Raw genomic sequence first — 12,645 nt, 5'->3', positions numbered from 1 at the left:
GTCGGCGTCAGGCCGCGGTCGGCACCGGCGGCTGACCGGACAGATCCACATCCAGTTCCCGCATCGCCGAGACCGGCTCCGCCGGGAGAATCAGTCGCTGGGCCGCGGCCGCCAGACCGCGTCGATCCCCTGCAGGCATCTGCAGGTCGAAGATCGTGATCGTGACGGTGAGATGGCGCGATCGCACGATACGTGACAGCGTGCTCGCGACGGTGTCTTCGCCCAGGAATCCCGGCATGGTGGTCCGTGAACCGCGATCGGTGTACGAGAGTCGGACCGGCAGAATCGGGACGCCGGTATCGACGGCCGCCTGAAAGAACGCCGGACGGAATCGGCCGGACGCGGTTCCGCACCAGGTGGTGCCCTCGGGGAACACGGCCACACGGCGCCCGGCGTCGAGAATGCCGCCGACCCTGTCAATCATCGGCCGCAGCCGGCGCAGATCCCCGCGCCGATGCGCCAGTACTCCGAACAGGCGGGCGATCGGACCGAAGCCCGGCATCGCCAGCACCTCACTCTTCGCCACGAAACGCGCGGGCGCCACACATGCGATCGCGACGATGTCCAGATAAGAGATGTGGTTCGCGACGATCAGCGCGCCGCGCAACCGAGGCGCATGTGACGGACGGCGATCGTCGATCTCGAGCAGCACCCCCATCGAGCGCAGCGTCACTCGGGCGCCGGCGCGCCAGTACCGGTGCCGCAGCCCGCGCGGGCACGCCACGGTCAGCAGTCCGAAGAGCAGGATCGTCACGCCGACGACAGCGAACGACGTGAGCCGCACGCTCGCTCGCAGCCGGGACACCGGGGGCGTGTGCGTGTGTACGCAGTGCACACCGCACGGACTGACGGGCATCCACGGACTGGACTCCACGGCGCCTACTTCCCGTCGGCGCCGAGCCGGGTCATCGCACCCCGGAGACGGTCGGTGTACCGCTGGTCGCCGTTGTGGCGATCCAGGACGGTGAGGAAGTCACCGACGTCGAACACCTCGTCGAACGCCGGCTCCCCGCACACGCGGGCACCGAGGCGGACATAGCCGCGCAACAGTGCGGGCAGCCGGTTGACGGCGGGAGGCTCCAGATCGTCGAGCCTGGCTCCGTCGACCTCCACGTGCCGGTACGGGTACACCTGCCAGGGCGCCCGGTGCCTGTCGCGGGCGAGGTCGCGGATCCCGCGCAGTTCCCGACCGCGGCCGATCGCCGATTCCAGGGGCACCGATACGCAACCCATCAGATACCGGTAACCGCCCTCCTCGAGGTAGCTCAGGACGGCGGCCCACAGCATCGCCGTCACCGAACCGCTGCGGTGACCCGGATCGACCACCGCGCGGCCCATCTCGACCGTCTCGCCGCGGATCTCCGAGAGCTCTCCGAGATCGAATTCACCGGCCGAGTACCAGCCGCCGGCTGCGATCGCCCTGGGCGGCGGCAGCACCCGGGCGCACCCGACGAGTGCCCCGGTCGGCATGTGACGGACCAGCATGTGGTCGCAGAACTCGTCGAAAGCGTCGGCGTCGCGGCCCGAATCGGCGTCGCCGATGGCGTCGGAGTAGCCGGGCTCGCCGTTGAACACCTCGTATCGGAGTCGTTGCGCGTCGTCGATGTCGGAGGGGTTCTCGGAGATCAGGACCTGGTAGTCGCCCCCGGCGAGGACCGGTCGCGCGAGGATCGGAGACGGGAATCCGGTGGAGACGTCCGTTACTGTCATGCCTCGCAGTCAAGGCGCGTCGTTGAACGTCCCCGGCAATGCGACGTGACGTGTCCGGACACTGCGGGTGAACTCCTGTCGTGCTCGGCTCACGCGGAAATGCGGATCGCCCCGCCGCACGGGGTGCGGCGGGGCGATCTCGACGCTTACGCGAAGATCAGCGCATCACTTGCGCTTGTTGATCTCCTCGGTCAGCTGCGGGGCGACGTTGAACAGGTCGCCGACGATGCCGAAGTCGCTGATCTCGAAGATCGGGGCCTCTTCGTCCTTGTTGACGGCCACGATGGTCTTCGAGGTCTGCATGCCGGCACGGTGCTGGATCGCGCCCGAGATGCCGAGGGCGATGTACAGCTGCGGCGACACGGTCTTGCCGGTCTGACCCACCTGGAACTGGCCCGGGTAGTAGCCCGAGTCGACGGCGGCACGCGATGCGCCGACAGCGGCACCGAGCGAGTCGGCCAGTGCCTCGACCACCGAGAAGCTCTCGGCCGAACCGACACCGCGGCCACCGGAGACGACGATCGACGCCTCGGTGAGCTCGGGGCGGTCGCCGCCGACGTTCGGCGCGAAGCCGGTGATCTTCACACCGCCTTCCTGAGCCGGAACCTCGACCTCGACGACCTCGCCCGCACCGGCGGCCGGCGCGGCCTCGACGGCGCCGGGGCGCACCGAGATGACCGGGGTGTCTCCGCCGGCCTGCGCGTCGACGGTGAACGCGCCACCGAAGATCGAGTGCACGCCTGCGCCGCCCTCCTTGACCTCGATGACGTCGGTCAGCAGACCCGAGCCCAGACGCACGGCCAGACGGCCGGCGATCTCCTTGCCGTCCGCGGTGGCGGCGACGAGGATGCCTGCGGCGCCGTTCGCCTCGGCCAGCTGCGACAGCACGTCGACCTTGGGCGTGATGAGGTAGTTCGCGACGTCGTCCGACTCGGCGACGTAGATCTTCTCGGCGCCGGCCTCGGTGAGACCCGCGGTGACGCCGGCAGCCGAGCCCGGCTTGCCGACGACGACAGCGGACGGGGTGCCGAGGGCGCGCGCCGCGGTGATGAGCTCGCTGGTGACCTTCTTCAGCCCACCTTCGGCGTCCTGCTCAACGAGCACGAGTACTTCAGCCATGATTGTTCTCCTGAATGTCTATGGGTTCGCCAGATGAAGTGGTGGGCGCGATCAGATGATCTTCGACGCGACCAGGAACTCGGCGACCTTGACGCCACCGTCGCCCTCGTCCGTGACGCGCTCGCCGGCCGTCTTCTCGGCCTTCGGGGTGACGCCGGTGACGGTGCTGCCCGCGTTGGCCAGACCGACGGTGTCGGCCTCGACGCCGATCTCCGCGAGGGTCACGACATTCACTTCCTTCTTCTTGGCGGCCATGATGCCCTTGAAGGACGGGAAGCGCGGCTCGTTGATCTTCTCGTTGACCGAGACGATCGCCGGCAGGGTGGCCTCGACGTTGAAGATGCCTTCGTCGGTCTCCCGCTCACCGCGCAGGGTCTCGCCGTCGATCTCCAGCTTGCGCAGGTGGGTCAGGTGCGGCAGCTCGAGGTACTCGGCGATCATCGCCGGCACAGCACCGCTGCGTCCGTCGGTGGCCTCGTTGCCCGCGATGACCATCTCGACGCCCTCGATGGTGCCCAGCGCCGACGCCAGAACGTAGGCGGTCTGGACCGCGTCGCTGCCGTGCATCAGGTCGTCCTTGATGTGGATGGCCTTGTCCGCACCCATCGACAGAGCCTTGCGGATGGCGTCGGTGGCGCGCTCGGGACCGGCGCACAGCAGCGTCACCTCGCCGCCGTTGGCTTCCTTGATCTGCAGCGCCTCTTCCACAGCGCGCTCGTTGATCTCGTCGAGCACTGCGTCGGCGGCTTCCCGGTCGAGCGTGAAATCGCCATCGGCGAGCTTGCGCTCGGACCACGTGTCGGGAACCTGCTTGATCAGAACGACAATATTCGTCATGGGTCTACGTCGACCTCCTGCATCGGGTTCGGCAACTTACCGGCCGGTAAGGCCATGGTTCACTCATCACTTTAGCGGCTGGTACTCGGCGACGAGAACATGGCACCGATCACTTCCCGCATGCAGGCGCCCACCCGCACGGGTACTAAGGTCGTGGCGGTGACCGATTACCAGGCGACACCGCAGTCCGATCAGCTCGCGCTCACCGGTGAACGCACCGTACCCGGAATCGCCGCGGAGAACTACTGGTTCCGCAGGCACGAGGTGGCCTACGAGTACATCCTCGACCACTGCGCGGGCCGCGACGTCCTCGAAGCCGGATCGGGTGAGGGCTACGGCGCGTCGATGATCGCCGCGCGCGCGAAGTCGGTGACATGCGTCGACTACGACGAGCAGGCCGTCGAGCACACACGCCGCCGGTACCCCGAACTGGTCGTCCACCGGGGCAATCTGATCGACCTCCCGCTGACCGACGGATCGGTGGATGTGGTCGTCAACTTCCAGGTGATCGAACATCTGTGGGACCAGAGCGCCTTCGTCGCCGAGTGCCACCGCGTTCTCCGCCCGGGCGGGGTGCTCCTGATGAGCACCCCGAACCGCATCACCTTCTCCCCCGGCCGCGACACTCCGCTGAACCCGTTCCACACCCGGGAGCTCAGCGCGGCCGAACTGACCGAACTGCTGACCGGAGCGGCCGCGCCGAACGGGCCCGCCGACGCCGGCGCGGCGGCCTTCGACGTCCGGCAGATGCTCGGCGTCCACCACGGCCCGGCGCTGCGCGACCTCGACGCGAAATGGGGTGGATCGATCATCGACGCCCAGATCGACCGCGCACTCGCCGGAGACGAGTGGCCCGCCGACCTGGCCGCGGACGTCGCCGCGGTGGCGACCTCCGATTTCGACATCCTCTCCGCCGACGACGCCGACATCGACGCGAGTCTCGACCTGCTCGCCGTGGCCGTGCGCCGCTGACGACCCTCGATCTGGAGCCGTGATGAGCACGACCGCCGCTGCACCGCGCGCCGAGAAGGTACCCGGCCAGTTCACCCTGGTGCTGCATTCGCATCTGCCGTGGCTGGCCAATCACGGCCGCTGGCCGGTCGGCGAGGAATGGCTGTACCAGTCGTGGGCACACTGCTACCAGCCCGTCTTCGCCGCCCTGCGACGCCTCGCCGACGACGGATACACCGACCTGATCTCCTTGGGCATCACCCCGGTGCTGGCCGCGCAGCTCGACGACCCGCACTGCGCCACGTCGATGTACGAGTGGCTGGCCGACTGGCAGTTGCGCGCGATGGAGGCCGCGACCTCACCGGACGCCGACCGTCGTGCGATGGGCCACCGCGAGTTCCGTGCGGCCGCCGGAGCACTGGCCGATTTCGAGTCGCAGTGGCGGCACGGCGGCAGCCCGCAGATCCGTCCGCTCGTCTCCGCCGGGGTGATCGAACTGCTCGGCGGACCGCTCGCCCATCCCTTCCAGCCGCTGCTCGACCGACGACTCCGGCAGTTCTCCCTCCGGGAGGGTCTCGCCGACGCGCGGTTGCGCTGGGGCACGCAGCCGTCGGGCATCTGGGCGCCGGAGTGCGCGTACACGCCGGGCATGGAGCAGGAGTACGCCGCTGCCGGCGTAGGCCACTTCATGGTCGACGGCCCCACATTGCACGGCGAGACGGCGCTCGGCCGCCCGGTGGGCGACTCCGACGTCGTCGCGTTCGGACGCGATCTGACCGTCAGCTACCGCGTGTGGTCGCCGAAGTCCGGCTACCCCGGGCACGCGAACTACCGCGACTTCCACACCTACGATCACCTGACCGGTTTCAAACCCGTTCGGGTCACCGGCAAGAACGTGCCGGGTGACGCCAAGAAGCCCTACTATCCGGCGCTCGTGAACCCCGTGATCGACAAGCACGTCGACGACTTCATCGACTGCGTGCGCTCACGGCTCATCGCCGAGTCGGACCGGATCGGCCGCCCCGCACACGTGGTCGCCGCCTTCGACACCGAGTTGTTCGGCCACTGGTGGTACGAGGGACCGGTGTGGCTCGAGCGGCTCATGCGCAGGCTGCCCGAGTCGGGCATCACGGTCGGATCGCTCGCCACCGCCCGGCGGAACGGATTCGTCGGCGACCCGGTCCGGATCGACGACTCGTCGTGGGGCTCGGGCAAGGACTGGCGCGTCTGGGAGGGTCCGCAGGTGCAGCACCTGGTGCGGCTCAACGAGGAGGTCACCGCGACCGCGCTCGATTCCCTCGACAAGCGGCTCGACGGCGGTCACGGGATTCCGGACGTGCGGGACGAGGTAGCCGACCAGATTCTGCGCGAGACGCTGCTGACGGTGCAGTCCGACTGGCCGTTCATGATCTCGAAGGACACCGCCGCCGGCTACGCCCAGGACCGCGCGTACAAGCATGCGCACGCCACGCGAGAGATCTGCGAGGCCTCCGATGCGGGCAAGGAGCAGCGGGCCGCCGGGCTGGCCGCCGGGTGGCGCCGCGCCGACAATCTGTTCGGCGCACTCGACGCCCGCCGTCTGCCGAGCCGCGAAGGCGGGTTCTGATGCGTGTGCTGATCGTCTCCTGGGAGTACCCGCCAGTGGTGGTCGGGGGCCTCGGCCGCCACGTCCACCATCTCACCGAGGCCGTCGCCGGCCTGGGCCACGAGGTGACGGTGCTGACCCGCCGGCCGTCGGGCACCGACGCCCGGACCCATCCCACCACCGACACCGTCGTGAACGGCGTCCGTGTGATCGCGGTGGCCGAAGACCCGCCGGCGTTCGATTTCGGCGCCGACATGATGGCGTGGACGCTGGCGATGGGCCACGGGTTCGTCCGCGCCGGCCTGCGCCTCCTGCGTGACGGCCCGCCGCCGGACGTGGTGCATGCGCACGACTGGCTGGTGGCCCACCCCGCGGTTGCGCTGGCCGAGTACTTCGACGTTCCGCTGGTCTCGACTCTTCACGCCACCGAAGCCGGGCGGCACAGCGGATGGGTGGCCGGCCACATCAACCGGCAGGTTCACTCGGTCGAATGGTGGCTGGCCAATGCCTCCGACGCGCTGATCACCTGTTCGGCGTCCATGCGCGAGGAGGTGGCGACTCTCTTCGGCCCCGACCTGGCGCCGATCACCGTGATCCACAACGGAATCGACGTCGGCACCTGGCGGTTCGTGGATCGACGCCCGCGCAGCGGTCCGCCCGAGTTGCTCTTCGCCGGTCGGCTCGAGTTCGAGAAGGGCGTGCAGGATCTGCTCGAGGCACTCCCGGTGATCCGGCGGGCGCACCCCGGCACGCACCTCACGGTTGCGGGCGACGGCACCCAGATCGGCTGGCTGCGTCAGCTGGCCCTCGAACATCAGGTGACGGCCGCGGTCGACTTCGTCGGACGGCAGGACCACGACGGCCTGCTGAAACTGATGCACCGCTGCGACGCGATCGTCCTGCCGAGCCGTTACGAACCGTTCGGCATCGTCGCCCTCGAGGCAGCCGCCACCGGCATCCCGTTGATCACGTCCACGGCGGGCGGGCTCGGCGAAGCGGTGACCGACGGCGAGACGGGCTGGACCTTCGACCCCTTCGATCCGGAGGGACTCGCCGTCGCCGTCTGCGAGGCCCTGGACGACCCGGCGGCGACGCAGCAGCGCGCCCGTCGCGCCCGTACCCGGCTGGGCGAGGAATTCACCTGGCAGTCGATCGCCAAGCGCACCGCATCGGTGTACGCGGCTGCGCGCCGACGCCCGCCGCGTGACCTCGGCCGTCCGGACATTCCGATGCGCCCGATGCCCGATCGAGACCCGTCGCAGCCCTGATCGAGGCCTTTCGGCCCATGCGCCTGTGGACGACATGCCCGATGCGCATAACGGTTCGATTACAGAAGGTAACGGCCTATTCGGACGTCTGCGATTACTTGGTCAGTGGCACAACGTCACGAATTTCGAGTTCGGTGGCGTCGACGATGACCACCGCGACCAGAGGTAAGAGATATGAACCGTAAGACCAAAGGTGCACTGGCCGTCGGCGCGGGGGCGATCCTCCTGCTCGGCGGAGTCGGATCGTACGCACTGTGGAACGACACCGAGGACATCGTCGGCGGCAACATCACGACCGGCGACTTCGGGCTCGACTGCGGCACCGGCGGCACCTGGACCGACGTCTCGCCGACCATGATCGGCGGCAGCGCGATCAATCCCCTCGAAGACCTGATGGTTCCCGGCGACGTCTGGAAGTACTCCGGTGACTGCACTGTCACGGCGACCGGTAAGAACATGAAGGCCACGCTCGGCGTGAACCTCGGCACCACCAACGTGCCGTCTGACAACTTCGTCGTGACCACCTCGGTCAACGGCACCGACACCACCACCACGCCGATCGACGTCACGAACGGGCAGGAGCTCCCCGTGACCGTCCAGGTCGAGTTCAAGGAATCGACACCGGGTACCGAGGACACCAACGCCTCGGTGCAGGTCAGCAATATGAAGATCACACTCAACCAGGTCCGGCCGTCCTGACGGAGAATCGCTGAGCGAAACCCCGGACCGTGACCCAGCGCAGACTGCTGCTCGGAGCCCTCGGAGTCCTGGTGGTGTCACTGATCTTCGGATCGGTGTACACCACCGGGGCTCTGTGGGCCGATGAGGAGACTCGGAATCCAGGCACCATCGAGACGGGCACCATCGGCCTCGATGCACATGGCGACGGAGCGTCGTCCCACACCTTCCCCGCACTGCAGGGAACGAACATCGCGGTCGGCAACGTCACGCAGGCGCCGCTGAAGATCAAGAACACCGGTTCCACGCGGATCAAGTTCCTGCTCGCGAGCGCCGGGCCGTCGATCACGTCCTCCGGTTCGGCGGTCACGGTACGGCTGTCGGGTTCGGTCGGCGGCTGCCCCGGCGGCACGGGGGATCTGAGCGGGGCCTTTCCCGCCACCGACACCACGGGTCCGCACACGGCGATCGCGCCGACGTCCCCGTCGTCATCGGATTGGAAGGTGCTCGACGTCGGCGCCGAGACCACCTGGTGCGTGCAGGCCCAGCTGAAGTCCGTCACCGGCACCCAGCCCGCCCAGTATCAGATCAACTTCGACTTCTCCGTCGGACAGCTGCGGCCGGGGCAGAACCCGTGACCGGCGACGAATCGGCTCGGACCGAGACCGGCGGCTCGGCGGAGGTGGAGCGCACACCGCGTCAGCGAGCACTGCACATTCTGTGGCAGACGGTCAGCTGGATTCTCCTCATCGCGGCATTCGCCGTGCTGTTCACGACCATCGTGATACCGAAGGTCGCCGGGGCGCGGCCGTACTCCGTACTCACCGGGTCCATGCGGCCGGATTATCCGCCGGGAACGCTGATCGTGGTGAAGCCGCGTCCGTTCTCGTCGATCGAGGTCGGCGATGTGGTCACCTATCAGGTGAAGTCGGGACAGCCCGGTGTGGTGACCCACCGAGTGGTCGGATTCGACAAGTCGCCGTCCGGTCAGCCGCGGCTGATCACCAAGGGCGACGCCAACAGCGCCGTCGACCCACCGGTCCGGCCGGTGCAGGTCCGCGGAGTGCTCTGGTACTCGGTTCCGCTTCTGGGCTGTGTCAACACCTGGTTCAGCGGCGCCAAACGCACCCTGACGGTGTTCGTCCTCGCCGGACTGCTCTTCGCTTACGGCGCGTGGCAGTTCTACACCGACTGGAGACAGGAGCGCCGTGACAAAGCCGCCGCCGAAGCGGCCGCGGGGCCGGCGGACGACACTCCGACCGAGACGTTCGCCGCCGTGCACAGCGACGCGCAGACCCAGCCGATCGCCGACGCCAGTGCCGACGATCCCCTTCCCGAGCGACCTTCCTCGAAGGAGCCAGAATCGTGAGACCCGGATGGAAGACGGCGGTCACCTCGAAGAGGGTCCGCGCGCTGCTCGCGTGCGGCGTGCTCCTGGGTACCGGCGCGATAGGTACCTCGGCGCTGTGGTCCACCACCTCCCAGACACTGTCGGGAACGTTCACGACCGGGGTCCTCAAGATCGAGGCGAACGGGTCACACACCGCGACCCTCACCTTCCCGGGAACACTGCTCCCGGCCTACACGACTGCTGCAATGGTGGACGTCCAGAATGTCGGCTCGGTCGCGCTCACGTACGTCCCCTCGGTGCAGGCGACCGGCACTTCCGGCACACCGCCCACCGACGTCGGCCGGTGGACGACACTGAAATCAACAGTCGTCGCCGCGAACGCCACCGTCGGCAGCACGTCGACCGGCACGGTGTGTCCGTCGGGATCGGCCACCCTCGTCTCGGCACAGAACGTCTCCACGGCGAAGACTGAATTCACTGGCGTACCCCCGCGGCCGTTGGCGGTCGGCAGCAGCGAGCGGCTGTGCATGCAGCTCACACTCCGGACCGACACGCCGGCGCAGTACGCGGGCCTCAACCTCGGGTCTGCAGGCAGCGTCGTCTTCTTCTTCGATGCGACGGGATAGCCACGTGAACGACGACGCCCCCACTCAACCGATAACCGCCACGCCGACCAGGCCGGCCGGGCCTCGGCGCCTCGCCGATCGCGCGCTCACCGTGGGCGCGGTTCTCGGTGCACTCTGCCTCCTCGCCACGGTCGTGGCCCTGATCTTCGGTATCCGGCCGCTGATCTTCGAGACCGGATCGATGGCGCCGACCATTCCCGTGGGATCCCTCGGCATCTCGAAGACCATCGACGCGAACCGCCTCGAGCCCGGAGACGTCGCCACGGTCGTGCGCGACGACGGCACACGCGTCACCCATCGCGTAGTATCCGTCGACGCGAAGTCCTCGGCGTCCGCTGAACTGACGATGCAGGGCGATGCGAACTCTGCGCCCGACCCGAACCGGTACATCGTCGCCGACGCACGGCGCGTTCTCTTCACTGTGCCGATCCTCGGGTACGTCGCATCGTGGCTCGCCAACCCGCTCACCCTCACCCTCCAGGCCCTCGCGGTAGCCGCCCTGCTGGCTATCGCATTCGCACCCGCGCGGGGGTGGCGGAACACGAAGATCGCTCATCGGCTGCTCGCCGGCACCGCGGCGGTGACCGTCATCGCCGTCGCAGCCTCCGGCATACACGGTTCCGGGCCGGCTCGAGCCGCGCAGTCAGACCAGGCGACCGCAACCGGCGCGCTGGCCACCGGGTGGGAGGCCGACCCCATCTCTCTGGCCTGTACCGCCTCGAATCCTGGATTCGGACTCTCGAAATCGGTGCAATTCAGCTGGCCCAACGTGGCACAGCCGGACCCGAACCGGAAATTCGTCCTGTCGGTGACGAAAGGCTCGTCCACCGAGGCTGACACTTTCCTGACCAGTGCTTACCCCGCGAACTCGACCATCACCAAGGACATCACAGGGGGCAGCTTCTGGACTTGGCTCTGGGACCTGCTCTTCGGCGGCGGCGACACCGTTCTAACCATTTCCCTGCGGGCCTACGATTACCTTTTCCCGTCGCAGCGGACACTGACCGTCCAAGTCCAGTTCCACGCCGCGCGACTTCTCCCACCGGCACTGCCCTACTTCGAGTGTCTCTCGCCGTCATCCGTCTCGCGGGCCGCACCCACGGCGAGCCCGAGCGGTTCCGCGACCGCTTCGACCTCCGCAGCCCCGTCGAGCTCCGCGGCCCCCTCCACGTCTGAGTCCCCGTCGACCGCTCCAGGGTCGTCGGAGTCGAAGCCGGCGCAGCCGTCCACCACCGACAGTCCGAGCGCCACCCCCGAACTTCCGCCGGGCGGAACGCTCACCTCGTCCGGACAGTTCGCGTTCTACGACGACGGCGGCGCGGTGACGATCCGGGACGCGACCTCGACCGAGGTGGTCTACCGGGGCAGCTTCCCGTCGTCGAGTTCGGTGCGCTGGTTGCCGCAGAGTGAGCGGCTGGAGATCACCGAACCCGACGGCACCGTCGTCGTGGTGAGCCGCTCGGGCGGGGTCTGGAGTGAGGCGCGCACGCCGCCGCCGACCACCGCGGCGCCCGACGCTCCGTCCGCGGAGGCCCCGGCCGCCCAGCCGGAGACCTCCGTCGAACCGGTTCCGGCGGCTCCGGCCGGCTGACCTCCGGCGGCTGATCGGCAGCCGCGGTGAGCCGACCCGGATCGGCCGAGGCGCTACCCTGCGCTGGTGTCCTCGCCCCTGGCGGCGGCCTTCTTGCGCTCGATGTCGGCCAAAGCGCGTTCGAGTTCGGCGCGCTGCTCTGCGCCGGCCTCCCACGCCTCCTTGCGGTTCTTCACCATGCGGGCGGGCGCCCCGACGGCTATCGCGTAGTCGTCGATCACTCCGCGCACCACCGCATGGGCACCGAGCACACAGCCACGCCCCACGGTGGTGTTGCGCAGCACCGTCACCTTGGCGGCGATCCAGGTGTCCGGGCCGATTCGCACCGGTCCCTTGACGATGCCCTGGTCTTTGATCGGCAGGTCGAGATTGTCGGTGACATGGTCGAAGTCGCAGATGTAGCACCAGTCCGCGATCAGCGTCGATCCGCCGATCTCGAGATCGAGATACGAGTTGACGACGTTGTTGCAACCGAAGACGGTCTTGTCCCCGATGCGCATGCTGCCCTCGTGGCAGCGGATGGAGTTGCCGTCGCCGATGTGCACCCAGCGCCCGATCTCCATCCGCGACAGTTCCGGCGTCGCGTGGATCTCCACGTTCTTGCCGAGGAAGACCATGCCGCGCAGCACGATGTGCGGGTTCGCCATCCGGAACCTGGCCAGACGGTAGTAGCGCACGAGATACCACGGTGTCCACGCGCGATTGCGCTTCACCCAGCGCAGCGAGTCCATCGTCAGGAAACGAACCTGCTGCGGGTCGCGGCGGCGTCCGGCACGCCAGCGTGAACGATAGGAGGCGTTCCACATCGTGGTCATGAAGACACACAGTAAACGACGGTCTCCGACAGACCTCCGCCAGCGGACGATTGGCCTGGTGACACGACACGATAGAGTCGTGCGCGGGCGCGGCGGCAGTCGCGCATCTCGACC

13 protein-coding genes are annotated in these 12,645 nt (G+C 68.3%); 8 read left to right on the top strand and 5 right to left on the bottom strand.

Going from position 1 to position 12,645, the window contains the following annotated elements:
• Nucleotides 1-7 precede the first annotated feature (7 nt).
• From ACE11G_RS05355 to ACE11G_RS05340, 4 genes are all read right to left on the bottom strand, one after another.
• Complete coding sequence (locus ACE11G_RS05355; RefSeq protein ID WP_346076242.1) at nucleotides 8-856, bottom strand: lysophospholipid acyltransferase family protein; 849 nt, start codon at nucleotides 854-856, stop codon at nucleotides 8-10.
• Nucleotides 857-879: 23 nt separating this feature from the next.
• Nucleotides 880-1,710 (bottom strand): GNAT family N-acyltransferase, encoded by an 831-nt coding sequence (locus ACE11G_RS05350; RefSeq protein ID WP_346076240.1) that lies wholly within the window; start codon nucleotides 1,708-1,710, stop codon nucleotides 880-882.
• Nucleotides 1,711-1,875: 165 nt separating this feature from the next.
• Nucleotides 1,876-2,829, bottom strand: coding sequence for an electron transfer flavoprotein subunit alpha/FixB family protein (locus ACE11G_RS05345; RefSeq protein ID WP_375003904.1), 954 nt, complete (start codon nucleotides 2,827-2,829; stop codon nucleotides 1,876-1,878).
• Between the two features lie 51 nt (nucleotides 2,830-2,880).
• Nucleotides 2,881-3,666: an electron transfer flavoprotein subunit beta/FixA family protein gene (locus tag ACE11G_RS05340; RefSeq protein ID WP_222111521.1), complete on the bottom strand. Its 786-nt coding sequence runs from the start codon at nucleotides 3,664-3,666 to the stop codon at nucleotides 2,881-2,883.
• Between the two features lie 99 nt (nucleotides 3,667-3,765).
• On the opposite strand from ACE11G_RS05340, the gene ACE11G_RS05335 reads away from it, so the two are divergent.
• The 8 genes from ACE11G_RS05335 to ACE11G_RS05300 all read left to right on the top strand — a co-directional run bounded on the left by ACE11G_RS05335 (nucleotide 3,766) and on the right by ACE11G_RS05300 (nucleotide 11,716).
• On the top strand, nucleotides 3,766-4,638 hold the full coding sequence (locus ACE11G_RS05335; RefSeq protein ID WP_375003903.1) for a class I SAM-dependent methyltransferase: 873 nt from the start codon (nucleotides 3,766-3,768) through the stop codon (nucleotides 4,636-4,638).
• A gap of 22 nt (nucleotides 4,639-4,660) precedes the next feature.
• Nucleotides 4,661-6,223: a glycoside hydrolase family 57 protein gene (locus ACE11G_RS05330; RefSeq protein WP_346076237.1), complete on the top strand. Its 1,563-nt coding sequence runs from the start codon at nucleotides 4,661-4,663 to the stop codon at nucleotides 6,221-6,223.
• Entirely contained in the window at nucleotides 6,223-7,470 is a 1,248-nt protein-coding gene (locus ACE11G_RS05325) for a glycosyltransferase family 4 protein (protein ID WP_006895893.1), read from the top strand. The genes ACE11G_RS05330 and ACE11G_RS05325 overlap by 1 nt, the downstream gene beginning before the upstream one ends.
• A gap of 174 nt (nucleotides 7,471-7,644) precedes the next feature.
• The gene (locus ACE11G_RS05320; protein ID WP_006895892.1) at nucleotides 7,645-8,169 is read left to right on the top strand and encodes an alternate-type signal peptide domain-containing protein; all 525 of its coding nucleotides are present in this window, start codon (nucleotides 7,645-7,647) and stop codon (nucleotides 8,167-8,169) included.
• 29 nt (nucleotides 8,170-8,198) lie between these two features.
• Nucleotides 8,199-8,786: a hypothetical protein gene (locus ACE11G_RS05315; protein ID WP_045537044.1), complete on the top strand. Its 588-nt coding sequence runs from the start codon at nucleotides 8,199-8,201 to the stop codon at nucleotides 8,784-8,786.
• Entirely contained in the window at nucleotides 8,783-9,517 is a 735-nt protein-coding gene (locus ACE11G_RS05310; RefSeq protein WP_052692368.1) for a signal peptidase I, read from the top strand. The genes ACE11G_RS05315 and ACE11G_RS05310 overlap by 4 nt, the downstream gene beginning before the upstream one ends.
• Nucleotides 9,514-10,125, top strand: a complete 612-nt coding sequence (locus ACE11G_RS05305) for a hypothetical protein (RefSeq protein ID WP_006895889.1) — start codon at nucleotides 9,514-9,516, stop codon at nucleotides 10,123-10,125. The genes ACE11G_RS05310 and ACE11G_RS05305 overlap by 4 nt, the downstream gene beginning before the upstream one ends.
• A 4-nt stretch (nucleotides 10,126-10,129) precedes the next feature.
• Entirely contained in the window at nucleotides 10,130-11,716 is a 1,587-nt protein-coding gene (locus tag ACE11G_RS05300) for a peptidase S26 (protein ID WP_375003902.1), read from the top strand.
• A 53-nt stretch (nucleotides 11,717-11,769) separates the two neighbouring features.
• On the opposite strand, the gene ACE11G_RS05295 is transcribed toward ACE11G_RS05300, so the two are convergent.
• Nucleotides 11,770-12,531, bottom strand: a complete 762-nt coding sequence (locus ACE11G_RS05295) for an acyltransferase (protein WP_375003901.1) — start codon at nucleotides 12,529-12,531, stop codon at nucleotides 11,770-11,772.
• Nucleotides 12,532-12,645 lie beyond the last annotated feature (114 nt).

Origin of the sequence: Gordonia sp. PS3 (genome assembly GCF_041950545.1) — a bacterium.
Classification (GTDB): Bacteria; Actinomycetota; Actinomycetes; order Mycobacteriales; family Mycobacteriaceae; genus Gordonia; species Gordonia sihwensis.
Note: the sequence above shows the minus strand (reverse complement) of the source record. Positions and strands in the feature narration are given on the sequence as shown.